The following is a 23,949-nucleotide window of genomic DNA, read 5'->3' on the forward strand; positions in this document are numbered from 1 at the left end:
TTGTCCCCCGAAAGGCCGACTGACAGGCGTCGACGATGTGTCTAGCGTGGGTGGTGGACGCTCAGCGTTCGCCGTCGCTTCCGCTCCAGGGTAGGCGGAGGTAGACAGGCTCCACAGCGGACGGTTTTCGGGTAACCGCTCTGCGTTCCGGTCCGGGGCGGCAGCATCGCCGCCCCGGACCTCTCTCGTCTCAGACGTGCACGGGCCGCGCGATCTCGTGCCACAGCTCGACGTCGGCGTCTCCGCCGGATCCGCGCCCCACGACCGTGACGGCCGTCTCCGGCAGTCGCGAGGTGCGCACGATGATCCGCTCGGACGTCGCCCGCCGGAGCGTCGCGGCGAGTTCGTCCCGTACGCGGGACAGCGCGTCGCGTTCGAGCTCGTCGAGGCCGCCCTCGTCGTAGAGCGACACGACGGATCCGGCCTGACGGCGCTCCGCGATCACCCGGCGCACCTCGGCATCGAGGAGCTTCGCCCCCCGCAGCTCGTCGCGCAGCGTGGCCTCGGCGGTCAGTGCCTGGGCGCGCTCCGCGTCGGTCAGGCTCCCCTGCGAGTCGATCACGCGCGCGAGGATCGGGCCCGCGACGCCGATCGCGAGCTGCACGCGCTCGCGACGCTCGCGCCTGCTGGTCTCCTGTGCCGCTCGCCAGGCCGAGGACTGGTGCTGGATGAGCGCGAGCCGAGCCGTGTCGCGGTGTGCGCGGTCGGTGAATGCGACGAGCATCTGGGCGAGTATCACCCACATCACCGACCCCACCAGTCCCGCCAGGAGCGCATCGACGACGTCGCCGACGCCGAGAATCGACGTCACCGCCAGCGCGGCTGTGCCCACCCACGCGACCACCGGTCGGCGACGCGCGCAGACGATCGTGGCGAGGATTCCGCCTGCGCCGATGTACCACGTGACATGCGGGGTGTGCACACCGTGCGCGTGATCGTGCTGAGCCGTCGAGAGGATCGGGAGGGCTCCCGCGACGACGACGCAGACGATCGCCGCCCAGAGCGGCATGCGGCTCGGACCGCCGCGGAGCTCGTTTGCCGACGCGCGGCCGGGGGCGAGAAGAGCGAGCGCCGCTGCTGCGACGAACAGCAAGACGGACGCGAAGGCGAGCGGCGGGCCCGTGAAGGGCACGTGCGTGATGAGCCCGCGAAATGCGAAGTACAGCACGAAGGCGCCCGCGAGCAGCGACAGCGCCGCGCGCACCTTCACGATGGATCCTCCTCGTCGATGTAGGACAGCGTCACGACCGTGCCATGCGCCGAGGCATCGACGTCGACGTGCCCGCCGGCGGCCGCGACGCGGGCGTAGATCGACCCGCGGATCCCCAGACGGTCGGCGGGGATGTCGTCGAGATCGAATCCGGGCCCCCTGTCGCGCACGATCACGCGCACACCGCGGTCCGCGGCGCGCACGGTGACCTCGAGCCCCTGCGCATCGGCGTGCTGGACGGCGTTCGCCACCGCCTGCGTCGCCGCGAGGACGAGTGCACGGGCCGCGCGCGCGGGAATCCGCACCGCGTCGTCTGGCGTCGTCACGACATCGGTCGGCGCACCGAGGCGCTGGATCTCGACGCGCAGCTCCTCGGCGACCGAGGCGACCCCCACGGGCTCGTTCGTGCCGATGGGCGCGTCGTGATCGGCGTCGGCAAGGCGGTTGAGTGCCTCACGCGCCATCTTCACGGCGAGCTCGCCTGAGCGATCCCCCTCTGCGCGGGCGCTCGAGATGAGCGCCGCGAGCACGCTGTCGTGCATGAGACCGGCGACCTCGATCCGCTCGCGTTCCGCGGCCTCGACGGCTGCCGCCTCCGTGTACGAGTCGACCGCGGCGATGCGCGCGCGATCCACACTGGATCCGATCCCGCGCAGCACCCACGCGATGACGAAGAGTCCGAGACCGAGCAGGAGGGCGATCGACACGTCATAGAGCATCTGCACCCAGTACTCGGCGGCGCCGCTGGCGCGCACGAGCCGGCTCGCCGCGAACAGCAGGGGGATGCCCAGCACCGAGACGAGCTGCCATGAGAGGGGAGCCGCGATCACCGCCGCGGCCGTCGCCACCGTGAGCAGGTAGTAGTGCCAAGGCTCCTGCGCGTGAGTGTCTCGGCTCGTCGACGCGCTGAGCCCCCAGACGACGATCGCAACGGGGAAGATCCCCGCGAACACGCCGCAGAAGAGCCGCGTCCCGCGGCCGATGACGCAGGCGACGACGGCGGCCGCGTTCGCCGCGACGATCACGGCCAGCAGCGGCACGAGCGGCAGGCTGTCGGCGACGTCCCGCAGCGCGAGCGAGTACGCCTGCACACCCATGACCAGTGCGCCCGCCGCGAAGGCGAGCTGGATCGCGCGCTCGATGCGCGTGCGTGTGAACCCGAGGCGGGCTGTCGGGTCGTCGCGCTCGCGCGAGACACGGCTCCACGCGCGTTCGATCGTCTCGCTGCCGGCCACCTCGGCGGCCAGGGCGGCGACCCCCGGCGTCAGCGCGCGATCATCGTCCTGCACGCGCCTGCTCCGACGGATCCCCGTCCAGCGAGGCGACGATGCCGTCTTCCACGGCGCGTCGCAGCAGGTCGACCTTCGTCGGCGCCGGGCGCCCGACGTCGACGTACTTGGCGCGCACTCGACTGATGTTCTCCTTCGCCGTCGAGTAGGCGACGCCGAGGCGGTCCGCGACGACCTTGAGGGGCAGGCCCGCAGCATAGAGTCGGAGCACCTCGCGCTCGCGCTTCGACAGCTGCGCGTCGGCGAAGGCCGTGTCGCCCTCGATCGCGCTGGCCCACTCGATGTTGTCGAGCGGCTCACCGCTCGCCACCGTGCGCACGGCGGAGACGACGTCCTCGAGAGGCGACGCCTTGCTGATGACCCCGACGGCGCCCGCCGCGAGTCCTTCGCGCACGGTCCCCGGACGATCGGCGACGGAGTGGATGATCACCGCCGACTCGCACGCCAGACGCATGACGTTCTCGGTGACGGTGCTCCCGTCGCCGAGCGTGAGATCCAGCAGCACGATGTCGACGGGTGCCGCACCGGCGTCGCGGCGGAAGCGCGCGTACTCGTCGACCGTCGCTCCCGTGAACTCGACGGAGACGCCGTCGCGCGCGAGAGCGGCCTCGAGGCCGAGCCTCACGGATTCGTGGTCGTCGATCAGCGCCGCCGTCGTCATGCGACTCAGGCTAGCGCCGACCGGTGCGGAAAACCGGTTCAGGAGCGGCGGAGCACCGCCACGGCCTCCATGTGGTGCGACGACGGAAACAGGTCGAGCCCCCGGACGGAGTCGAGATCGTATCCCCGCTGCCGGAACGTGCCGACGTCGCGCGCCAGCGCCACGGGGTCGCAGGCGACGTAGACGACGGCCTGCGGATCGAGGTCGGCGATGCGCTGGACGACCTGCTCCCCCGCCCCGGATCGAGGCGGATCCAGGAGCGTGACGCCCCGCGAGATCCGCGCGCGCTCGTCGGCCGTGGCTTCGGCGGCGAGGACATCGGCGAACCGCTCGACGCGTGCCGTGACGGCCTCGACGTCGAGGTCGGCGAGGTTGTCGCGCGCGTGCTGCGTTGCCCGCGCCGCGGACTCGACGGTGGTGACCCGCGCCCGGTCGCCCTGATCGGCGAGAGCGGCCGCGAAGAGCCCCACGCCGCCGTAGAGGTCGAGATGATGCGCATCGCTTTCGGCGGGCAGAGTCGCGAGGACATCGCGCACCGCCGCGTCGAGGGCGGTCGCCGCCAGACGGTGGACCTGCCAGAAGCCTGCCGCATCGACACGGAACTCGCGGCCGCCGACCTGCTCCGTGACCACTTCGGGCCGCGGGGCCCTGCCGCGCCCACGCCTCTCGGGCCTCCGCACCACGCGCACCCGACCGTCAGCCGGCTGCACGAGTTCGATGCGCCCGGGCTGCTCGCGTCCGAGCGCGAGGGCGGCCTGCTCGATCTCGAGGGTCGCGAGCGGATGGTCGGCGACCTCGACGACGTCATGGCTCCGCGCCGCGAACGGGCCGGCGTTCCCCTCGGCGTCGACGTGCAGCCCCACGCGTGTGCGCCAGCGGGCACCCGAGGGATCCTCGTCGGCGCCGGCGGGCTCGATCGTCACGGGCACGGATCCGCCCGCGAAGCGCGCGAACGCGTCCTCGAGGACGCCGCGCTTGAGCACACGCTGCTGGTCGAGCTGGATATGGCCGAAGTCGGCTCCGCCCGGACGTCGCTCGGGCGCCTGATCGACGTCCGCCTGGCGCCAGATGTGCGGTCGGCGGTGGGGCGAGGCGTCGACGACGTCGAGCAGCTCCGCGCGCGCGAACGACTTCTTCACCTGCGTGACGCGGGCGCGGACCCGCTCGCCGGGGAGCGTGTCGGGCACGAACACGACGAAGCCCGGCTCGTCTCCTGTCTGCCCGTACCGTGCGACGAAGACGCCGCCGTGCGCCACGCCGGTGATGTCGAGCTCGACGATGTCCCCAGTCTGCATCCCGTCATCGTCTCACTCCTAGGCTGTGCGTATGGATGTGTGCCTCGCTTCGACCTCGCCCGCCCGTCGGATGCTCCTGCGCCAGGTCGGCATCGAGCCGCGACTCGAGGCGCCGCAGGTCGACGAGGACGCGGCCGTCGCCGCCGTCGAGGAGTCCGAGGGGCGCACCTTGCCGCCGCATGAGCACGTCCTCCTCCTGGCTCAGCGCAAGGCGCGCGACGTCGGCGAGCGCCTGGCCGCCCAGGGCTTCGACGGACTCGTCATCGGCGGCGATTCGATGTTCGAACTCGACGGCGCGATCTACGGCAAGCCCCACGAGCCCGACCGCGCCGTGCGGCGCTGGGAGCGCATGCGCGGGCGCACGGGCGTCCTGCACTCCGGCCACTGCGTGATCCGCGTCGCGGACGGATCTCTGGTCGCGGCCGACGCCGTCGCCGAGGCGGCCGTGACGTTCGCCGCCGACGTCACCGATCGCGAGATCGCCGCCTACGTCGCCACGGGGGAGCCCCTGGAGGTCGCCGGAGCGTTCACCGTCGACAGCCTCGGCGGCGCCTTCATCGAGCGCGTCGAGGGCGACCCGTCGACCGTGGTCGGCATGTCGCTGTCGACCGTCCGGCGTCTCGTGCGCGAGCTCGGCGTCGAGTGGACGTCGCTCTGGAATCGCCTCCCCTGACGGCGCTCGTGCGAGATCGCACACGATCAGGCCGGTTTGTTGTAGAGGTCGATTAAATCGCGAGGGTGTCTGCTGGCTAGGCTCGAATCCATGCCCTCTATCCGCAAGGTGCTCATCGCCAACCGTGGAGAGATCGCCGTCCGCATCATTCGTGCGGCCCGCGACTCCGGAATCTCATCCGTCGCCGTCTACGCCGATCAGGATCGCGACGCGCTGCACGCTCGTCTCGCCGACGAGGCGTACGCACTCGACGGAACCACGAGCGCTGACACGTACCTCGTCGTCGACAAGATCCTCTCCGTCGCGCGCCGCTCCGGCGCCGACGCCGTCCACCCCGGCTACGGCTTCCTCGCCGAGAACGCCGGGTTCGCTCGGGCCGTCATGAAGGCGGGCCTCATCTGGATCGGTCCGAGCCCCGAGGCCATCGAGTCACTCGGCGACAAGGTCACGGCCCGCCGCGTCGCCGAGAAGGTCGGCGCCCCGCTGGCCCCCGGAACGCCCGGCCCGGTCGAGACGGCCGACGAGGTCATCGCCTTCGCCGAGGAGCACGGCCTCCCGATCGCCATCAAGGCCGCGCACGGCGGCGGCGGACGCGGACTCAAGGTCGCGCGCGAGTACGACGAGGTCGCCGAGATGTTCGAGTCGGCGACGCGCGAGGCCGTCGCAGCCTTCGGCCGCGGCGAGTGCTTCGTCGAGAAGTACCTCGACAAGCCGCGCCACGTCGAGACGCAGTGCCTCGCCGACAGCGCAGGGAACGTCGTCGTGATCTCGACGCGCGACTGCTCGCTGCAGCGTCGCCACCAGAAGCTCGTCGAGGAGGCCCCCGCGCCGTTCCTCTCCGAGGAGCAGAACCGGATCCTCTACGACGCCTCGAAGGCGATCCTGCAGGAGGTCGGCTACGTCGGCGCGGGGACCTGCGAGTTCCTGGTCGGCGCCGATGGCACGATCTCCTTCCTCGAGGTCAACACCCGCCTGCAGGTGGAGCACCCCGTGAGCGAAGAGGTCACGGGCATCGACCTGGTGCGCGAGCAGTTCCGCATCGCGTCGGGCGGCACGATCGACTACGACGACCCGACGCCGAAGGGTCACTCGTTCGAGTTCCGCATCAACGGCGAGGACGCCGGGCGCGGGTTCCTCCCCCAGCCGGGTCCGGTGCACGCGTTCAAGGCACCGGGCGGCCCGGGCATCCGCGTCGACTCCGGCGTCACGGCAGGAGACGAGATCGGCGGCGCGTTCGATTCGATGCTCGCCAAGCTCATCGTCACGGGCGCGGATCGCGCAGAGGCGCTCGAGCGCTCGCGTCGCGCGCTCGACGAGTTCGAGGTCGCCGGCCTGCCCACCGTGATCCCCTTCCACCGCGTCGTCGTGAGCGACCCCGCCTTCACGGCCGAGTCGGGAGTGTTCGGCGTCTACACGCGCTGGATCGAGACCGAGTTCGAGAACGACATCGCCCCGTGGGACGGCGAGGCTCAGGACCCGCGCGCCGCCGAGATGCGCCACAGCGTCGTCGTCGAGGTCGGCGGCAAGCGCATCGAGGTGAGCCTGCCCGACCACATCACGCAGCCCTCCGGATCCTCGGGTCGCCCCGCGGCCGTTCCGCCGTCGCGGCGCAGCCACCAGGCGTCGGGCGTCTCGAGCGGAGCCTCGGGCGACGCGCTGACGTCGCCGATGCAGGCCACGGTCGTCAAGGTCGCCGTCGAGGAAGGCCAGCAGGTCGTCACCGGCGACCTCGTGCTGGTGCTCGAGGCGATGAAGATGGAGCAGCCGATCCACGCCCACAAGGACGGCGCGATCGCGGCGATCAACGCGCCCGTCGGCCAGACGGTGAGCTCCGGACACCAGCTGCTGCAGATCGTCTGACGCGCGAACGAGAAGGCGCCGCCCCGAGACGATCGGGGCGGCGCCTTCTCGTTCGCGTCAGGCTTCGCCGCGCAGGTCGACGCCGTGCATCGCGCGGGCGGCGTCGGTGATGGAGCCGGCGAGGGACGGGTAGGCCGTGAACACGCGGGCGAGCTGATCGACCGTGAGGCGGCGGTCGACGGCGATCGCGATCGGGAAGATCAGCTCGGACGCCTTGGGGGCGACGACGACGCCGCCGATGATCGTGCCGGAGCCCTCGCGCGCGTAGAGCTTCACGAACCCGTCCTTGACGCCCATCATCTTGGCGCGCGGGTTCTCCTCGAGGTCGAGCTTCAGCTCGACCGCCTGATCGCCGTCGGTCCAGCCGACGGACGCGATCTCGGGCGATGTGAAGATGTTCGACGCGATCTTGTGCTCGGCGAACGGGATCACCGCGTCGCCCATGGCGTGGAAGACGGCCGTGCGCCCGAGCATCGAGGACACCGATGCGAGCGGGACGAGGTTCGTGCAGTCGCCGACCGCGTAGATGTTCGGGACCGACGTACGGCCGACCTTGTTCACGAGGATGTGGCCCGATTCCGCGAGCTGCACGCCCGCCCCCTCGAGCCCGAGTCCCCGGGTGTTCGGCACGGATCCCACGGCCATGAGGCAGTGCGACCCTTCGACCGTGGATCCGTCGGAGAGCGTGACCGTCACGCCGTTCCCGGTGTTCTCGACGCGGTCGGCGCGCGACTTCGCGAGCAGCGTCATGCCGCCGCGGGTGAAGACCTTCTCGAGCACCTTCGCGGCGTCGGGGTCCTCACCGGGGAGCACCTGCTCCCGGCTCGACACGAGCGTCACCTTCGATCCGAGGTTCATGTAGGCCGAGGCGAACTCGGCGCCCGTCACACCGGATCCGACCACGATGAGGTGCTTCGGGACGGCAGAGGTGTTGTACATCTGCTTCCACGTGAGGATGCGGTCGCCATCGGGCTTCGCACTCGGCAGCTCGCGCGGGGAACCGCCCACCGACACGATGATCGTGTCGGCCTCGATGCGGTCGAAGTCGGTTCCGCCCGGTCCGGTCGAGACGACGATCGCGTCCTCGTCCTCGAGGCGGCCGTGGCCGGGGATGATGCGCACACCGGCCTCGATGAGTCGCTCGCGCATGTCCTCCGACTGCTGCCCCGCGAGCGCCAGGATCCGCTTGTTGACCGCGAGGAGGTTGATCGCGACCTCGGGCTTGAGAGGCTTTCCCGTCTCGCCCTTGGCATAGAACTGCACGCCGAGGCTCGATGCGTCGTCGATCGCGCTGGCCGCGTCGGCCGTCGCGATCAGGGTCTTCGACGGGACGACGTCGGTGAGGACCGCGGATCCGCCGACTCCCGTGCTCTCGACGAGCGTGACGTCGGCGCCGAGCTGGGCGGCGGCGAGCGCCGCCTCGTATCCGCCGGGCCCGCCGCCGATGATCGCGATCCGCTGCTTGCGCTCGAAGTCGAAGGTCATGCGTCCATTGTTCCCCATCCCCTCCCGGGGATTCGACGTGCGGTGTCATCTCGGGCGGGCGTCGTTATCGTGTGTTCATGACGCATGAGCCGCACCCGCTCGACTTCCCCGCCGATCCCTTCGAGGTCGCGCAGAACGCCGCCGCCGACATCGCCCGCCTGACGGGCGTCGATCGGCACGATCTCGCCGTGACGCTCGGCAGCGGCTGGGGCCGCGCCGCGGAGCTGGTCGGCGAGACGGTCGCGACGATCCCCGCGACCGAGGTCACGGGCTTCTCGAAGCCCGCACTCGAGGGCCATGTCGGCACGCTGCGCAGTGTGCGCACGCCCGACGGGCGCCACGTCCTCGTGATCGGGGCGCGGACCCACTACTACGAGGGCCACGGCGTGCGCCGAGTCGTCCACAGCGTGCGCACGGCCGCCGCGGCGGGCGCGAAGACGATGGTCCTGACGAACGGCGCAGGCGGCATCAAGGGCGCGTGGTCGCCCGGCCAGCCGGTGCTCATCAGCGATCATCTGAACCTCACGAGCGACTCTCCTCTCGAGGGCGCCACGTTCATCGATCTGACCGACCTGTACTCCTCTCGCCTGCGCGACGTCGCGCGCGAGGTGGATCCGTCGCTCGACGAGGGCGTCTACTGCCAGTTCCGCGGCCCGCAGTACGAGACCCCCGCCGAGGTGCAGATGGCGAAGACCCTCGGCGGCCACATCGTCGGCATGTCGACGGCGCTCGAGGCGATCGCGGCGCGGCAGGCGGGCATGGAGGTGCTCGGGTTCTCCCTCATCACGAACCTCGCGGCCGGCATCTCGCCGACGCCCCTGAGCCACCAGGAGGTCATCGAGGCGGGGCAGGCCGCCGAGTCGCGCATCTCGCAGCTCCTCGCCGATGTGATCGGGCGGATCCGGTGAGCACGGTCGACGAGGCGCGCGCCTGGCTCGCACAGGATCCGGACCCCGAGACCCGCGCCGAGCTCGAGGAGCTCCTCGCGCGGGTGGAGGCGGGCGACGAGGCGGCGGCCTCGGATCTCGCCTCGCGCTTCGCCGGACGCCTGCAATTCGGCACGGCGGGGCTCCGCGGCGCGATCGGCGCGGGACCCCTCCGCATGAACCGCGTGCTCGTCGCGCAGGCGGCCGCCGGCTTCGCCCGCTATCTGACGGCCCAGGGCGACGGTTCCGCACCCACGGTGGTCATCGGATACGACGGCCGGAAGAACTCCGACGTGTTCGCCCAGGACTCCGCGGAGCTCTTCCAGGGCGCCGGGCTGAACGCCGTCCTCCTCCCCCGGCGGCTGCCGACGCCCGTGCTCGCCTTCGCGGTCCGCCACCTGCGCGCCGATGCGGGCGTCATGGTGACGGCGAGCCACAATCCGCCGGAGGACAACGGCTACAAGGTGTACCTGGGCGGGGCGGACGGCGGCGCCCAGATCGTCGCACCGGCCGACGCCGCGATCGCGGCGCAGATCCAGGCCGTGGCCGACGAGGGCTCGGTCGCCGATCTCCCGCGCGCGAGCGACTACCGCATCGCGGACGAGGACGTCGTCGAGGCGTACATCGCGTCGACGGCGGCCGTCGCGCCCGCCCCCGCGAGCGCCGACGGCATGCGCTGGACCTACACGGCGATGCACGGCGTGGGATGGGAGACGATGCGCGCCGTGCTCGAGCGCGCCGGCTACCCGCTCCCCGACCTCGTCGAGCGGCAGATCGCCCCCGACGCGTCGTTCCCCACGGTCTCGTTCCCGAACCCGGAGGAGCCGGGAGCGATGGACCTCTCCTACGAGATCGCCGGGCGGACGGACGCCGACTTCATCATCGCGAACGACCCCGACGCCGATCGCGTCGCGGTCGCGATCCCGACATCGGACGGGTGGCGCCGACTGACCGGCAACGATCTCGGCCTCCTGCTCGGTCTGCGCGCGGCCCGCGCCGCGCAGGGCACCCCCGGCGCCTCGCTCGCGTGCTCGCTCGTCTCATCGCCGGGACTCGGCGCGATCGCCCATCGATTCGGCCTCGACTGGCACGAGACGCTCACCGGGTTCAAGTGGATCTCGCGGGCACCGGGGATGGTATTCGGCTTCGAGGAGGCTCTCGGGTACCTCGTGAATCCCGAGACGGTGCGCGACAAGGACGGCATCTCGGCCGCCGTCGCCGTGCTCGGCCTCGCCGCCGAGGCGCGCGGTCGGGGCGCGACGATCGCCGAGCTGCTCGACGAGCTCGCCGCCGAGATCGGACACGTCGCGAGCGGCCAGGTGTCGATCCGCGTCGAGGACGTGTCGATCATCGCGCGCACCATGGAGGAGCTTCGAGCGGACCCGCCGACGGCCTTCGGCGACGCCGACGTCGAGCGCGCCGACGACCTGCTGCACCCGGCAGATGGCGCGCCGGGCGGCGACATCCTGCGCTATCTGCTGGCGGACGGCTCGCGCGTGATCTTCCGGCCGAGCGGCACGGAGCCGAAGCTCAAGGCGTACCTCGATGTCCGAGGCTCGAGCGCGGCGGACGCGCAGACGCGTCTGACGGCTCTGGAGGCATCGGTCCGCGCCTACCTCGCGTGACGCGAAGGCGGCTCTACCGCGTCACCCGCGGTCACCCGCGCGCGGGCTCGTCGATCAGCGCCGCGAGCTCGGCGAGGAAGCTCGGCAGGTCGACGCCGCGGCGTGCGATGCGGCGCGCGTTGTCGGGATCCGCGAACACGTCGACGAACTGCTCGAAGACGGTCTGGAAGGCCGCGCGGTCGGACTCGCTGAACGCCGCGAGTGCGACGACCCGCACGCGGTCGACACCCCATTCGATCGCCTGCTCGTTCACCGCGACGGCGATCGCCGTGCGCGCCGCCGACATCGTCAGGGCATGCGGGACGGCGAGGTGCTCGGTGAACGCCGTCGATGAGAGACGCTCGCGCTCGATGGTGCTCTCGATGTAGGCGTCATCGATGATGCCCTCCCGCCGGAGCGCCGCTCCCAGCTGGCGGATGACGTCGTCGGGGCTCGCGGCATCGATGTCGCGGACGAATGCCGTGGGCACGAACCAGCGCGCCATCTCGGCGCGCAGTCCGCTGAGGCGCCGCTGTCGGCGGACGCGGTTCGCGGCGTCGGCGACGCGGTCGATGTCGCGGCCCGAGAGGAACGGCGTGATCCGCACGACCCGCTCGGCGTCACCGGGATGCCGCGTGGGCGGGTCGACGGTCGAGAGGACCAGATCGGTGGTCGCCTCTCCGCCGGCGAGGTGTCGGCTCACGACGTCCGTGACCTCGATCTCGTGTCCCAGGGCGCGCACGACGCTCTGGCTCAGGCGCTGTCGCATCTCCTCGAGCCCGGGGCTGACGATCGTCGCCGTGAGCTTGTCGGCCGGTGACCGGTCGACCTCGAGCGTCGTGCCGAGATGCATCGCGATGTCGGTGATCTCATCGTCGGGGATCGCGACGCCGAGCGCGTCGGACAGATCTCCTGAGATCGAGACGGCCATCTCGAACACCATCGGCGACGCCGACTTGAGCGACCGGGTCATGGGGTTCCGCGACCGCAGCTGCTCGGCCGCTCGCTCCACCAGGTTCTGCACGTGCAGCGCGAGGCGCGTCGCGAACCGCTCGTCCGACAGCTCGACGCCGTACGTGCGCGCCGCCCGCGACAGCGCGTCGGCGACGGCCGTCGCCACGGACGGATCCACGTCGGCCACGTCGGCCGGGCGCAGCTCCACGACGGAGAGCAGCGTCAGCGCGGCGAGGTGGGCGAGGTCGCCCGCGCCCAAACGCACGCCGAGACGCTCGCGGGCGATGCCGTCGATGATGCCGGCCACGCGCGCTCGCTGCTCCCCGGCGTCCGTCCGCGGGTCGAGCGCGTGCCCGCGCGCCGTCCGGTCCGCCGCGATGACGATGTGGAGCGCGACGTCGTCGGCCGCGAGCTCGTTGACGGCGAAGCCGCTGTCGCGCAGCCCCGTGAGGAGATCTCCCCCGACCGAGGCGAACGACGACGTGTCGAAGCCCACCTGCTCGGCCGCACGCCGGATCGCGTCGTCCCCGTGGGCCCCCTCGTCGCGGACGTCGTCGACCACGCGGCTCAGGAACCGGCGCCGCGCGAGCTCGGGCCCCTCGAGGGTGATGACGGCGGCCTCCCGCGAGAAGGACAGGTCGGTGCCGGCCAGCATGCCGCGGATGCGTCGCAGATCGCCCTCGACCGTGCCGCTGCTCACGTGCAGCTCGAGCGCGGTCTCGTAGACGTCCACGCCGTCCTGCGCATCGAGCAGGCGCCGGATCAGGGCATGGATCCGCTCCCGGGGGCTGCCCCGCTCGGCCTCGGGCTCGGCGATCTCCGCGGCCACCGGCGTCGCCCGGTATCCCCGCGGTCCCGACTCGATCGCATCGCCTCCGGGCGTGCGCTCGTTGATGCTCGTCACGTACGAGCGGATGCTGCGCTGCGTCACGCCGAGGTGGTCGGCGAGGGACCCTGCCGTGACCCAGTCGGAGCGACGCAGCAGGACGCGGAGCATGCGCGCCTGTCTTGTCCTCGTCACCGCACCAGTCAAGCACCCGCTCGCCGCAGATTTCCGGAGGGGGCGGAAACTGCCTGCCATTGCCAGAACCCTTGCCGAGGAACAGGATGAGTGGGAAGAAGGAGACATGAGATCGATGAAGATCCTGGTGGTGTGCGGAGCAGGCGCATCGAGCACGTTCGTGGCGGCGCGCCTCGAGCGTGCCGCGCGTGCGTCCGGGCTCGCTCTCGCCGCGTCCGCGCAGCCTCTCGCATCGTTCGCCGACACGATCCGCGGCGCCGATGCGGTGCTGCTCGGCTCCCACCTCCCTGACGGCGCGGACACCGTGCGCGCCGTGGCGGGGGGCCATGGCGTGCCCGTCGCCGTCCTCCCCTCCGACATCGCACGCGACCGCGACGGCTCGCGTGCCCTCGCGCTCGTCCAGGACATGCTCTGACGGATCCGCACACCGCGGATCCCCACCACGAAAGGAAGCCATCATGGCCACTCGCACCGTCACCATCGCCTCGTCCCACGGTCTGCACGCGCGCCCCGCGAAGCTGTTCGCGGAGGCGGCCAAGAACTCGGGGCAGACCGTGACGATCGGCAAGGGCGAGGGCGCACCCGTCAACGCCGCGAGCATCCTGGGCGTCATCTCGCTGGGCGCCAACACGGGCGACGTGGTCACGCTGAACGTCGAGGGCGAGAACGCCGACGCGGTTCTCGACCAGCTCTCGACCATGCTCGAGACCGACACGGACGCGGAGTGATCCCGATGCCCGAGATCCACGGCACCGGAATCGGGCAGGGCGTCGCGCAGGGCCCCGTCGCGCGCATGGCGGCCGGACTGGCGCCGCCCTCGGAGGCGCCGTCGACACGCACCCCCGACGAGGAGAAGGCGAGCGTCGCGGAGGCCGTCGCCGCCGTCGCCGCCGAGCTCAACGCACGAGGCGAGCGCGCCGGCGGATCCGCGCGCGACGTGCTCGAGGCACAGGCCATGATGGCCGAGGATCCGACGCTCGAAGAGACCGTGCACGCCAGGATCGACCAGGGGGCGACGGGCGAGCACGCGGTGCACACGGCGTTCGCCGAGTTCGCCGAGCAGCTGGTCGCTCTGGGCGGGTACCTCGGCGAGCGCGCGGCCGACCTCGCGGACGTCGCGCAGCGCGTCATCGCGCACCTGCGCGGCGTCGCGGCCCCCGGCGTGCCGGAGCCCGGGCACCCGTTCGTCCTCGTCGCCACCGACCTCGCGCCGGCCGACACGGCCCTACTCGACCTCGACCAGGTGCTCGCCGTCGTCACGACGGAGGGCGGCCCCACCTCGCACACGGCGATCCTCGCGCGCGAGAAGGGCATCGTCGCCGTCGTGGGCACGGGCCAGGCGGATCTCGCCGATGGCCAGGCCGTGATCGTCGACGCCGAGAACGGCCTCGTCATCGCGGACCCGACGGACGCGCAGCTCGCCGACGCCGCCGCGCGGGCGGCCGACCGCGCGGCCGTGGCGAACGCGCCGATCACTCCCGGGGCTCTCGCCGACGGCACGGCGGTGCCCCTGCTCGCGAACCTCGGCTCGCCCGAAGGCGCCGCCGAGGCGATCGCTCTCGGGGCCGAGGGCGTCGGCCTCTTCCGCACGGAGTTCCTCTTCCTGTCGAGCGAGGAGGCGCCCAGCGTCGAGAGCCAGAAGAGCAGCTATCGGCAGATGCTCGAGGCGTTCGCCGGCAGGAAGGTCGTCGTGCGCGCGCTCGATGCGGGCGCCGATAAGCCCCTCCCCTTCCTCACCGACGCCGACGAGGAGAACCCGGCGCTCGGTCGTCGCGGGATCCGCGCCCTCCAGCACCGTGAGAACGTCCTGCGCGACCAGCTCACGGCGCTCGCACAGGCCGACGCCGAGACCGACGCCGACCTCTGGGTCATGGCGCCCATGGTCGCGACCGTCGACGAGACGGAGTACTTCACGGCGCTCGCGAAGGAGCTCGGGCTGAAGACCGTCGGCGTCATGGTCGAGGTCCCGTCGAGCGCCGTGCTCGCCGAGGAGATCCTCCGGACCGCCGACTTCGCCTCGATCGGCACCAACGACCTCGTGCAGTACACGATGGCCGCCGACCGCCTGCTCGGATCCGTCGCGCACCTGCAGAGCCCGTGGCACCCCGCGGCGCTCCGCCTCATCAAGATGGTCGCCGACGGCGGCGCCGCGAACGGCAAGCCCGTGGGCGTGTGCGGGGAAGCCGCAGCGGATCCGCTGCTCGCCGTCGTGCTCGTCGGGCTCGGCGTGCAGTCGCTCTCGATGTCTCCCTCCGCCCTCGCCGACGTGCGCGCGGAGCTCCTCACACGCACGCTCGACGACGCGAAGCGCATCGCCGAGGCCGCGCTGCGCACCGCGAACGCCGACGCCGCCAAGACGGCGGCGCGCGGCGCGGCGTGACGCACATCCCCCACCAGAGAGAAGACGAGATCATGTCATCGCAGACAGAGCAGTCGAAGCCTCCCGGAGGCTTCCGCGTCGTCGTCCAGAAGGCCGGCTCCTTCATGTCGGGCATGATCATGCCCAACATCCCCGCGCTCGTCGCGTGGGGGCTGTTCACGGCCTTCTTCATCGAGAAGGGCTGGACGCCCGTCCCCGCGCTCGAGACGATCGTCGGCCCGATGATCCACTACCTCCTGCCGCTGGTCATCGCCTACACCGGCGGATTCATGGTCTTCGACAAGCGCGGCGGCGTCGTCGGCGTCATCGCCACGATGGGCGCGATCGCGGGAAGCGACTGGCTCATCCAGCTGCGCATCGACGGCGGCGAGGAGGGGCTCGGCCAGATCCACATGTTCCTCGGCGCCATGATCATGGGTCCGCTGGCGGCCTGGATCATGAAGAAGCTCGACGCCCTGTGGGAGGGGAAGGTCCGCGCAGGGTTCGAGATGCTCGTCTCGATGTTCTCGGCCGGCATCTTCGGTTTCATCGCCGGGATCTTCGCGTTCTATGTTCTCGCGCCGATCGTCAACTGGCTCACGAGCATCCTTTCGATCGCCGTCGAGTTCCTCGTCGAGAACGGGCTCCTCCCCCTCACGAGCGTCATCATCGAGCCGGCGAAGATCTTCTTCCTGAACAACGCGATCAATCACGGCGTGCTCACGCCGCTCGGCATCGCCGAGGTGCAGGAGTCCGGCAAGTCGATCCTCTTCCTGCTCGAGGCGAACCCCGGTGTCGGCCTCGGTCTGCTGCTCGCGTTCTCGATCTTCGGCGTGGGAGCCGCCAAGGGATCCGCGCCCGGCGCCGCGATCATCCAATTCTTCGGCGGCATCCACGAGGTCTACTTCCCTTACGTGCTCATGAAGCCGCTGCTCCTCATCGCCGTCATCGCCGGCGGCATGTCGGGCGTCTTCGTGAACGTGCTGTTCTCGACGGGACTGCGCGCGCCCGCGGCACCCGGCTCGATCTTCGCGGTGATGCTGCAGACGGCCAGCGGCGACTACCTCGGCGTGATCCTCGCCGTCGCCGTCTCCGCAGCCGTCACGTTCCTCATCGCCGCGGTCATCCTGCGCGCGAGCCGGAGGCGCGACCTCGCCAACGCCGACGACAGCTTCGCATCGGCGGTCCAGCAGACGCAGGCGAACAAGGGCAAGGACTCGGCCGTGCTGTCGGGCCTCGTCGGGGCGCAGACCGCGACCCGCACGGCGATCGAGAAGGTCGTGTTCGCGTGCGACGCGGGCATGGGGTCGTCGGCCATGGGCGCGAGCGTCCTGCGCAAGAAGATCAAGGAGGCCGGGATCGACGGTGTGACGGTCACCAACAAGTCCATCGCGGCGCTCGACGGGTCCCACGATCTGGTCGTCACGCAGGCGCAGCTCACGGATCGCGCGAAGCAGAACGAGCCGGAGGCGCTGCACGTGTCGGTCGGCACCTTCATGAACGCGCCGGAGTACGACGAGGTCGTGCAGATGCTCCTCGCGCAGCAGAACGGCTCCGCGGCCGCGGAGCCGGACGAGACGCCGCAGGAGGCCTCGCAGAGCGCCGAGGTGCTGCGGCCCGAGTACGTGCGGATCCACGCGGGCTCCGTCACGCGCGACGAGGCGCTGCAGGAGGCGACGAGCATCCTGCAGGGCGCCGGAGCCGTCACGGCCGACTACTACGAGGCCATGCGCGACCGCGAGGCGACGGTGTCGACGTTCATGGGCAACGGGCTCGCGATCCCCCACGGCACGGATCAGGCGAAGGACGCGGTTCTCGGATCTGCGCTCTCCGTCGTCCGCTACGACGGCGGCGTCGACTGGGGCGACGGCGACACCGCCACCTTCGTCGTGGGCATCGCCGGCAAGGGCGGCGCCCACCTCGAGATCCTCGCGAGCGTCGCGCAGCAGTTCAGCGACGACGACACCGTCGCGAAGCTCGCCGCCGCCGAGACGCCGGAGGCGCTCTACGCGCTGCTCGCCGGCTCGCTGAACTGAGGGGCCCCGGATGAAGAAGGCAGTCCACTTCGGCGCCGGCAACATCGGACGCGGCTTCGTCGGCGTGCTGCTGGCGGAGGGCGGCTACGAGATCGTGTTCTCGGACGTCGCGGCTCCCCTCGTCGACGCCATCGCGGCGGCCGACCGCTACACGGTCCACGAAGTGGGCGACGGCGGTCACGACCGCGTCGTGACAGGGTTCTCGGCGATCAACAGCGCCGAGGACCCCGCCGGCGTGGCCGCGCAGGTCGCGACCGCCGACGTCCTCACGTGCGCCGTCGGGCCGACGGTGCTGAAGTTCATCGCCCCCCACGTGCTCGCCGGCCTGCGACTGCGGCGCAGCGACGCCGCTCCCCTGCAGGTCATGGCCTGCGAGAACGCGATCGGCGCCACCGACCAGCTCCGAGCGCACGTCGAGGAGCTCGCGGGGTCCGAGTGGGCCGCGCTCTCCGGACGCGCCGTGTTCGCGAACACGGCCGTGGACCGCATCGTGCCCGGTCAGCCGGAGGGCGCGGGGATCGACGTCACGGTCGAGCCGTTCTTCGAATGGGCGATCGAAAGGGGGCCGTTCGGCGCCGACCTCCCGTCGATCCCCGGAGCGCACTTCGTCGACGACCTCGGTCCGTACATCGAGCGCAAGCTGTTCACGGTCAACACCGGTCATGCCGCGACCGCGTATCACGGGGCTCAGGCCGGGATCCGCACGATCTCCGAGGCACTCGCCGACGCGGACGTCGCGGCCTCCGTCGAGCGCGCCCTCGAGGAGACGAGCGCACTGCTCGAGGCGAAGCACGGGTTCGACGCGGACGACCTCGCCGACTACCGCGCGACGATCCTGCGCCGCTTCCGCAACCCAGCTCTCCCCGACACGGTGGAGCGCGTCGGCCGGCAGCCGCTGCGCAAGCTGTCGCGTCACGAGCGCTTCGTCGGCCCCGCCGCGGAGGCCGCCGAGCGCGGCCTCCCCACCGCCGGGCTCGTCGGCGCGATCGACGCCGCGCTCGCGTTCACGTCCGACGACGCGCAGGTCGCCGAGATGCACGAGAAGCTCGGCGCGCTCGATGCCGAGGCCTTCACCGCGGAGGTGACCGGACTCGATCCGGCGCACCCGCTGTTCGCCGCGGTCCGCGCGGTGGTGGCGCGGCACGTCAGCTGACGCTGTGGGGAGGATCCTTCGGGTTCTCCCCACAGTTCGCCCGGATTCCTCGCGGATCCGGCGCCGGCGCGGGACAATCGAGCTATGAGCTACCCGCAGCAGCCGCAGCAGCCGAACACTCCGCCCACCCCACCGATGCCCGGTCAGCCCCAGACGGAGTACGGCGCCCCCGCGACCCCGCCGGCGCCCGGTGCGCCGCAGGGTCCGCCGAAGCCGCGGCCCGGCAAGATCTTTGCGATCCTCGCGCTGATCGCCGCCATCGTGGGCACCGTCCTCGTCTGTCTCGGATTCTTCGCATTCGCCGGCGACGCGGGACGCGTGCTCGGCTATGTCTCGTTCTCGGGCTGGGCGTTCCTCATCGCCGGACTCGTGCTCTCGATCATCGCCCTCGCGCGCAAGGCCGAGGGCAAGGGCATGAGCATCGCGGCGCTCATCGTCTCGATCGTCGGCGGCGTCATCGGCATCATCGCGGCGATCATCGTCGTGGTGGCCGGGTTCATCGGCTTCGCCGGCACGATGTACGACGAGTACGGCGACCTCGTCCCCGACGACGACTCCGACTACTCCGTGCCCGAGGGCATGGACGACGACGCGGCGGTGCAGGCCGACTGCGACATGCTGCTCGAGATCGACCCGGCCGACCTCGAACCCGGCCAGCCGTTCGACCGGCTGTTCGACGACCTGTCCGACCAGATGCAGACCGAGACCGTGCGCGAGCCGCTCGACGACCTCGCCGACGCGTACGAAGACCTGCTCGGCGTGGAGGACGCGTCCGACATGCAGGAGGCCTCCGTCGAGATGCAGCGCGCCAGCACCCAGCTTGCGGAGGTGTGCGGCGTCGACCTCGGCGATCTCCAGTGACGCCGGCCGGCACGCTGCGGTAGGGCAGAATCGGACACGTGCCGAAGATCGTCGACCGTGAAGCCCGCCGCCAGGAGATCATCGCGACCTACCTGAAGCTGGTGGGCCGTGAGGGCGTCGAGACGGTGACGACGAGGCGGCTCGCGGAAGCGCTCGGGGTCTCGACGGGCGCGCTGTGGCACTACTTCCACGGGTTCGACGAGGTGCTGCAGCGGTCGTTCGAGCGCATCTTCGCGGCGACGAACGAGCGCATCGCGGCGTCCCTCTCCGGCCGCGAAGGCCTCGACGCGGTCTGCGCGATGGTCGAGCAGATCCACCCGCTCGACAAGACGACGCAGGATGAGGCGAGCGTGGTGGTCAGCTTCTGGGGCCGCATCCCGTTCAAGCACGAGATGGCGTCGCTGCAGGCCACGGTCGAGAAGCAGTGGCATGAGGACTACGCGCGCCACCTCGGCCGCGCCGTCGAGCGCGGCGAACTGACGGCGCACGCGCCGGTCGAGCGCGTCTCCGACCTGCTCATGACGCTCGTCACCGGCACGCAGGTCGAGCACGTGTTCGGCACGCCCATCGCCGAGCCGGCCCGGCAGTGGCAGCTGATCGAGACCGTGCTGACGGCCTGGCTCACGCCGAAGGGCCGCGCCGCGGCGCGCTTCGAGGAGCGCACCGCGAGCGCGTAGCCAGGCGTCACAGCTGTGCGGCGAGGCTCTCGGCGATCCTGTCGAGGAGCAGCTCGGCGTGCGAGCGCTCGGTGACCATCGGCGGGCGGATCTTGAAGACCGAGTCGTGGCGTCCGATGCGGCTGAGCAGAACGCCGCGCTCGCGCATGTCCTCGACGATGGCGCGGGTCGTGTCGGGATCCGGGGTCGTGCGCCCGTCGTCGGCGAAGATCTCGAACCCGAAGAACAGCCCGACCCCGCGCACCGGTCCGAGGCGCGCGTAGGGCGCCGTGATCTCCTCCATCCGCTCGCGGAGGAGGGCACCGGTCTCGCCTGCGCGCTCGCGGAGCCGCTCGTCGACGAGGACGTCGAGCACCGCCTCGGCGGCCGCCGCGGAGACGGGGTTCCCGGCGAACGTGTTGAAGAACATGTTCGCGGCGCCGAACTCGCCCTGCAGCGCGCTCGTCGTGACCACGCCCGCCACGGGATGGCCGTTGCCCATCGACTTGCCCATGGTGACGAAGTCAGGCGAGATGCCCCACCGCTGGTACCCCCACCAGTGCGAGCCCGTGCGGCCGAATCCCGGCTGCACCTCGTCGGCGATCACGAGCCCGCCCGCGCGGCGCACCCGGTCGACGAGGCCCTGCACGTATGCGGCCGGCGGTTCGACGAGCCCCTCTGTCGTGAAGAGGGTGTCGAACAGGGTCGCGCACACGCCGTGGCCCTCGGCCTGCAGCTCCTCGATCGCGCGATCGACCTCCGCGAGCGACCGCTCGACGAGCTCCGCCTCGCCCGGGGCGTCCTCGGCGAGGAGATCGGGGACGCGCACCGCCCGGACGTGCGGGGCGAGCGCCTCCTGCGCGGTGAGTCCCGTCGTGAGCTCGGCGAGGGCGATCGTGTTGCCGTGGTAGCTCCAGTCGCTCACGATCATGCCCGTGCGGCCCGTGTGCTGTCGCGCGATGCGGATCGCGAGCTCGTTGGCCTCGGATCCGCTGTTCGTCAGGAAGACGCGGTCGAGGGGATCGTCGAACAGCGCGAGAAGCTTCTCGGCGTACGTGACGACGTGCTCGTTGAGGTAGCGCGTGTTGAGGTTGAGCGTCGCAGCCTGCTTCGCGATCGCGGCGACCACGCGCGGGTGGCAGTGGCCGACATGAGGCACATTGTTGTAGGCGTCGAGATAGCGGCGCCCCTCGGCGTCGTCGAGCCAGACGCCGTCTCCGCGCACGATCTCGAGCGGTGTGGAGTAGAACAGCGGCGAATGCGAGCCCAGGGTCGCGTGGCGCCGGTCGATCAGGGTCGATGTCATCGTGAGGGTGTCTCTCCGGTCGGGGTGTCGGTGTCAGTGCCAGGGCTGGGGGCGCACATCGAGATGAGCCTCGCAGACGGTGCGCGCCCAGGGCGCCACGGTCTGCGAGATCCACTCGCTCGCCGGGTCTCCGGGGCGGTCGGCCGCCCACCCGAGGTAGCTCAGCGCGCGCGCCACGACGAGCGGCTCCAGTGCGGCGCGATCCTGCGCGTCGAGCGGGCGACGTGCGGTGTAGCCGTCGAGGAGCGCACGGGTCAGCTCCCGGCAGTCCGGCCGGTGCGACAGCCACCACACGATCGTCGCGAGATCGAAGGCGAACCAGCCCGCGCCGAAGTCGTCGAAGTCGATCACGACGTGGTCGTCGCCGCGGGCGAGCACGTTCTCCGGCGTGATGTCGGCGTGGATGATCCCGTATCTCCGCGGGTCGCGCGGGAGCGCCGTCAGCTCGGCGCGGACCCTCGCGCGTGTCACCGCGAAGAGCCGCCGATCGTCATCCGACAGCGTCGTCAGTCGTTCGGGGCGGCCCCACGCGGGGGCCTCGCCCGCGAGACCGTCCGCGTCCCATGCAGCGCGGCGGAACCAGGCGGGCGTTCCGACCCCCTCGGCGACGAGATGAAGATCCGCGGCGAGCCCGCCCATCGTGTGCAGCAGAGCGGAGCCGGGATCGGCGGTCCCGTCCCACCATTCGACGACGTCGCCGACGGCGCGCGCGTCGGCGAGCCACTCCTGCGCGGACACCCGCTGCTCGATCTCGCCGAGGCGGAGGACCGCGAAGGGTGTGTCGTCGGCTGACAGGCGCATCGATGGCACGGAGACCCCGCGCTCGGAGAGCAGACGGATCCATCGCATCTCGCTGGAGATCTCTGCGTCGCCGCGGTACCCGCGCCGGTGCAGGCGGAGAGCCGCCTCGCCGCGTTCGGGGCAGGTGACCTTGTACGTGTGGTTCTCGCGGTGCTTCACGAACTCGACGCGCGCGTCGGACGAGAAGCCGAACTCGGGAAGAGCGGCCCGGGCGAGCTGATCCGCCTGGTCGCGCGTGAGCGAAGACGCGCCCGTCATGACCTCTCCGGCTCGCTGAGGCCGACGCGATCCAGGTCCTGCCCCAGCTCCTCCCAGACCGGGCTGCGCCGCGACTTGAGCACGATCGCGATGAGGAGCCCGACGATCGCCGCGAGCGGAAAGACCCAGGGCAGCATCGTGATGACGGGGGCATCCGATCCCGCGACCGCGTCGAAGTTCGCGAACGCCAGGATGGTCACGGCCCAGAGTCCGAGCGCTCCGATGAGCGGCAGCGCGAACGTCGTCATCCACCGACGATCCCGCTGCCGGCGGAAGGCGACGATGATCGCGACGGACGCGATGGCCTGCATCACGACGATGCCCAGCGTCCCGAGCCCGGTGAAGGCGGGCACGAGCGTGAGCATGGGTTCGAGGCCGGCGACGGCGAAGCACATCGCCACGACGACCGAGAACACGATCTGCACGGTCGAGGCGACGACGGGGGCGCCCGTCTTCTCCCGTGTCGTGGCGAGGATTCGGGGGAACACGCCGATCCGCCCCATCGCGTACAGGTACCGGGTGGCGGCGTTGTGCAGGGCGAGGAGCGCGGCGAACAGACTCACGATCAGCAGGATCTGCATGAGCCCCGTGAGGAACGAGCCGATGTGCTCTTCTGCCACGACGAACACCAGGTCGCCGGCGCTGAGGTGCTCGAGCGCGACGTCGCGCGCCTGCGCGACGCCGATCGCCGAGACGAGCGCCCACGTCGTGACGACGGCGATGAGGCCGATCGCCGCGATCGCGACGTAGGTGGCCTTCGGGATCGTGCGCTTCGGATCACGCGCCTCCTCGCCGAACAGGCCCGTCGCCTCGAAGCCGATGAACGTCGTTCCCGCGAACAGCAGGCCGAGACCGAGCGTCGGTCCGATCCACGCGGACGGCGCCCACGCCTCCATCGCGAATCCGGTCTGGAAGAGGATCGCGCCGTCGAGGATGACGAGGATGACGACTTCGAGGATGAGGGCGACGGCCAGGATCTTCGCCGAGAAGTCGATCCCCGTGCGGGTGAAGACCCACACGAGCGCCGCCCACAGGAGCGACCACGCCCACCAGGGCGTCTCGAGACCGGTGAAGTCGGCGACGACGAGTGCCGTGAAGAACCCCGACGTGCCGACGGCGCCGGCGACGAAGGCGTTGTAGCCGACGACGGCGATCATCGCGGCGACGAGCCCTGCCGTCTTGCCGAGACCGCGCACGACGAAGACATAGAACCCTCCGGCGTTCGTGAGCTGCTTCGCCATCTGGGCGTAGCCGACGGAGAACAGCAGCAGGATGACCGTCATCACGAAGAACACGGCGGGAGTCCCCCCGCCTGCTCCGAGGGCGATCGCGATGCCCGCGACCACGATCATGCCGGTGAGCGGTGCGACGGCCGCGAGGACGAGGAACACGATCCCGGGAACCCCGAGGTTCCCCTTGAGCGCTGTCGAGCGAGTGTCGGTGATGTCGGTCATGCGCGGACTCCGTCGTCGTCGCGGGTGTTCGGTCGGGCGGAGGCCGCGGCGAGGGCGCCGGCGGGGTCCGTCGTGGGGGCAGTCATC

20 protein-coding genes are annotated in these 23,949 nt (G+C 71.3%); 11 read left to right on the top strand and 9 right to left on the bottom strand.

Annotation, left to right across the window (positions count from 1 at the left end; genetic code table 11):
- Positions 1 to 190 precede the first annotated feature (190 nt).
- Genes KOL93_RS11205 through KOL93_RS11220 form a run of 4 tightly spaced genes read right to left on the bottom strand, consistent with a single transcriptional unit; the run spans position 191 to position 4,455 of the window.
- The gene (locus KOL93_RS11205; RefSeq protein ID WP_221585437.1) at positions 191 to 1,210 is read right to left on the bottom strand and encodes a hypothetical protein; all 1,020 of its coding nucleotides are present in this window, start codon (positions 1,208 to 1,210) and stop codon (positions 191 to 193) included.
- Positions 1,207 to 2,499, bottom strand: coding sequence for a sensor histidine kinase (locus KOL93_RS16370; protein WP_221585438.1), 1,293 nt, complete (start codon positions 2,497 to 2,499; stop codon positions 1,207 to 1,209). Before KOL93_RS16370 ends, KOL93_RS11205 begins: the two co-directional genes overlap by 4 nt.
- A complete protein-coding gene (locus tag KOL93_RS11215; protein ID WP_221585439.1) occupies positions 2,486 to 3,160 on the bottom strand; it encodes a response regulator transcription factor in 675 nt (224 codons plus the stop codon). Before KOL93_RS11215 ends, KOL93_RS16370 begins: the two co-directional genes overlap by 14 nt.
- Positions 3,161 to 3,198: 38 nt before the next feature.
- Positions 3,199 to 4,455 carry a class I SAM-dependent RNA methyltransferase gene (locus KOL93_RS11220; RefSeq protein ID WP_221585440.1) on the bottom strand — a complete coding sequence of 419 codons (1,257 nt, stop codon included), beginning with the start codon at positions 4,453 to 4,455 and terminating at the stop codon, positions 3,199 to 3,201.
- 31 nt (positions 4,456 to 4,486) lie between these two features.
- On the opposite strand from KOL93_RS11220, the gene KOL93_RS11225 reads away from it, so the two are divergent.
- A complete protein-coding gene (locus KOL93_RS11225) occupies positions 4,487 to 5,128 on the top strand; it encodes a Maf family protein (RefSeq protein ID WP_221585441.1) in 642 nt (213 codons plus the stop codon).
- A gap of 90 nt (positions 5,129 to 5,218) precedes the next feature.
- Positions 5,219 to 6,988, top strand: coding sequence for an acetyl/propionyl/methylcrotonyl-CoA carboxylase subunit alpha (locus tag KOL93_RS11230; RefSeq protein WP_221585442.1), 1,770 nt, complete (start codon positions 5,219 to 5,221; stop codon positions 6,986 to 6,988).
- 57 nt (positions 6,989 to 7,045) lie between these two features.
- Here KOL93_RS11230 and KOL93_RS11235 read toward each other — a convergent pair whose 3' ends face one another.
- Positions 7,046 to 8,473: an NAD(P)H-quinone dehydrogenase gene (locus tag KOL93_RS11235; protein ID WP_221585443.1), complete on the bottom strand. Its 1,428-nt coding sequence runs from the start codon at positions 8,471 to 8,473 to the stop codon at positions 7,046 to 7,048.
- A gap of 77 nt (positions 8,474 to 8,550) precedes the next feature.
- On the opposite strand from KOL93_RS11235, the gene KOL93_RS11240 reads away from it, so the two are divergent.
- Together KOL93_RS11240 and KOL93_RS11245 are read left to right on the top strand one after the other, a co-directional pair.
- The gene (locus KOL93_RS11240) at positions 8,551 to 9,381 is read left to right on the top strand and encodes a purine-nucleoside phosphorylase (RefSeq protein ID WP_221585444.1); all 831 of its coding nucleotides are present in this window, start codon (positions 8,551 to 8,553) and stop codon (positions 9,379 to 9,381) included.
- Positions 9,378 to 11,024 carry a phospho-sugar mutase gene (locus KOL93_RS11245; protein ID WP_221585445.1) on the top strand — a complete coding sequence of 549 codons (1,647 nt, stop codon included), beginning with the start codon at positions 9,378 to 9,380 and terminating at the stop codon, positions 11,022 to 11,024. Before KOL93_RS11240 ends, KOL93_RS11245 begins: the two co-directional genes overlap by 4 nt.
- Before the next feature lie 31 nt (positions 11,025 to 11,055).
- On the opposite strand, the gene KOL93_RS11250 is transcribed toward KOL93_RS11245, so the two are convergent.
- Positions 11,056 to 12,978 carry a BglG family transcription antiterminator gene (locus KOL93_RS11250; RefSeq protein ID WP_308291624.1) on the bottom strand — a complete coding sequence of 641 codons (1,923 nt, stop codon included), beginning with the start codon at positions 12,976 to 12,978 and terminating at the stop codon, positions 11,056 to 11,058.
- A gap of 106 nt (positions 12,979 to 13,084) precedes the next feature.
- Here KOL93_RS11250 and KOL93_RS11255 point away from each other — a divergent pair, with 106 nt between their 5' ends.
- The 7 genes from KOL93_RS11255 (at position 13,085) to KOL93_RS16375 (ending at position 20,064) form a co-directional block, all read left to right on the top strand.
- A complete protein-coding gene (locus KOL93_RS11255) occupies positions 13,085 to 13,393 on the top strand; it encodes a hypothetical protein (RefSeq protein ID WP_260406509.1) in 309 nt (102 codons plus the stop codon).
- Between the two features lie 43 nt (positions 13,394 to 13,436).
- Entirely contained in the window at positions 13,437 to 13,706 is a 270-nt protein-coding gene (locus KOL93_RS11260) for an HPr family phosphocarrier protein (protein WP_221585446.1), read from the top strand.
- Between the two features lie 5 nt (positions 13,707 to 13,711).
- Positions 13,712 to 15,358: a phosphoenolpyruvate--protein phosphotransferase gene (gene ptsP / locus KOL93_RS11265; RefSeq protein WP_221585447.1), complete on the top strand. Its 1,647-nt coding sequence runs from the start codon at positions 13,712 to 13,714 to the stop codon at positions 15,356 to 15,358.
- A gap of 32 nt (positions 15,359 to 15,390) precedes the next feature.
- Complete coding sequence (locus KOL93_RS11270) at positions 15,391 to 17,373, top strand: PTS mannitol transporter subunit IICBA (RefSeq protein ID WP_221585448.1); 1,983 nt, start codon at positions 15,391 to 15,393, stop codon at positions 17,371 to 17,373.
- Between the two features lie 10 nt (positions 17,374 to 17,383).
- Positions 17,384 to 18,526: a mannitol-1-phosphate 5-dehydrogenase gene (locus KOL93_RS11275; RefSeq protein WP_221585449.1), complete on the top strand. Its 1,143-nt coding sequence runs from the start codon at positions 17,384 to 17,386 to the stop codon at positions 18,524 to 18,526.
- An 84-nt stretch (positions 18,527 to 18,610) separates the two neighbouring features.
- Positions 18,611 to 19,387: a hypothetical protein gene (locus tag KOL93_RS11280; protein ID WP_221585450.1), complete on the top strand. Its 777-nt coding sequence runs from the start codon at positions 18,611 to 18,613 to the stop codon at positions 19,385 to 19,387.
- Positions 19,388 to 19,425: 38 nt separating this feature from the next.
- Positions 19,426 to 20,064 carry a TetR/AcrR family transcriptional regulator gene (locus KOL93_RS16375; protein ID WP_221585451.1) on the top strand — a complete coding sequence of 213 codons (639 nt, stop codon included), beginning with the start codon at positions 19,426 to 19,428 and terminating at the stop codon, positions 20,062 to 20,064.
- A 7-nt stretch (positions 20,065 to 20,071) separates the two neighbouring features.
- Here KOL93_RS16375 and KOL93_RS11290 read toward each other — a convergent pair whose 3' ends face one another.
- The 3 genes from KOL93_RS11290 to KOL93_RS11300 are packed head-to-tail and all read right to left on the bottom strand — an operon-like array spanning position 20,072 to position 23,862.
- The gene (locus tag KOL93_RS11290) at positions 20,072 to 21,349 is read right to left on the bottom strand and encodes an aspartate aminotransferase family protein (RefSeq protein WP_221585452.1); all 1,278 of its coding nucleotides are present in this window, start codon (positions 21,347 to 21,349) and stop codon (positions 20,072 to 20,074) included.
- Positions 21,350 to 21,382: 33 nt separating this feature from the next.
- Positions 21,383 to 22,408: a phosphotransferase enzyme family protein gene (locus KOL93_RS11295; RefSeq protein WP_221585453.1), complete on the bottom strand. Its 1,026-nt coding sequence runs from the start codon at positions 22,406 to 22,408 to the stop codon at positions 21,383 to 21,385.
- The gene (locus KOL93_RS11300) at positions 22,405 to 23,862 is read right to left on the bottom strand and encodes an APC family permease (RefSeq protein ID WP_221585454.1); all 1,458 of its coding nucleotides are present in this window, start codon (positions 23,860 to 23,862) and stop codon (positions 22,405 to 22,407) included. The genes KOL93_RS11295 and KOL93_RS11300 overlap by 4 nt, the downstream gene beginning before the upstream one ends.
- Positions 23,863 to 23,949 lie beyond the last annotated feature (87 nt).

Origin of the sequence: Microbacterium salitolerans (assembly GCF_019720895.1) — a bacterium.
In the GTDB taxonomy this organism is placed as follows: domain Bacteria; phylum Actinomycetota; class Actinomycetes; order Actinomycetales; family Microbacteriaceae; genus Microbacterium.

Excerpts from the sequence above, each read along its gene's own strand:
- KOL93_RS11275 (WP_221585449.1), top strand. The coding sequence starts at position 17,384 with ATGAAGAAGGCAGTCCACTTCGGCGCCGGCAACATCGGACGCGGCTTC.
- KOL93_RS11215 (WP_221585439.1), bottom strand. The coding sequence starts at position 3,160 with ATGACGACGGCGGCGCTGATCGACGACCACGAATCCGTGAGGCTCGGC.
- KOL93_RS11290 (WP_221585452.1), bottom strand. The coding sequence starts at position 21,349 with ATGACATCGACCCTGATCGACCGGCGCCACGCGACCCTGGGCTCGCAT.
- KOL93_RS11220 (WP_221585440.1), bottom strand. The coding sequence starts at position 4,455 with ATGCAGACTGGGGACATCGTCGAGCTCGACATCACCGGCGTGGCGCAC.
- KOL93_RS11240 (WP_221585444.1), top strand. The coding sequence starts at position 8,551 with ATGACGCATGAGCCGCACCCGCTCGACTTCCCCGCCGATCCCTTCGAG.
- KOL93_RS11295 (WP_221585453.1), bottom strand. The coding sequence starts at position 22,408 with ATGACGGGCGCGTCTTCGCTCACGCGCGACCAGGCGGATCAGCTCGCC.
- KOL93_RS11255 (WP_260406509.1), top strand. The coding sequence starts at position 13,085 with ATGAGATCGATGAAGATCCTGGTGGTGTGCGGAGCAGGCGCATCGAGC.
- KOL93_RS11300 (WP_221585454.1), bottom strand. The coding sequence starts at position 23,862 with ATGACCGACATCACCGACACTCGCTCGACAGCGCTCAAGGGGAACCTC.
- ptsP (WP_221585447.1), top strand. The coding sequence starts at position 13,712 with ATGCCCGAGATCCACGGCACCGGAATCGGGCAGGGCGTCGCGCAGGGC.
- KOL93_RS11230 (WP_221585442.1), top strand. The coding sequence starts at position 5,219 with ATGCCCTCTATCCGCAAGGTGCTCATCGCCAACCGTGGAGAGATCGCC.
- KOL93_RS11260 (WP_221585446.1), top strand. The coding sequence starts at position 13,437 with ATGGCCACTCGCACCGTCACCATCGCCTCGTCCCACGGTCTGCACGCG.
- KOL93_RS11225 (WP_221585441.1), top strand. The coding sequence starts at position 4,487 with ATGGATGTGTGCCTCGCTTCGACCTCGCCCGCCCGTCGGATGCTCCTG.
- KOL93_RS11235 (WP_221585443.1), bottom strand. The coding sequence starts at position 8,473 with ATGACCTTCGACTTCGAGCGCAAGCAGCGGATCGCGATCATCGGCGGC.
- KOL93_RS11280 (WP_221585450.1), top strand. The coding sequence starts at position 18,611 with ATGAGCTACCCGCAGCAGCCGCAGCAGCCGAACACTCCGCCCACCCCA.
- KOL93_RS11270 (WP_221585448.1), top strand. The coding sequence starts at position 15,391 with ATGTCATCGCAGACAGAGCAGTCGAAGCCTCCCGGAGGCTTCCGCGTC.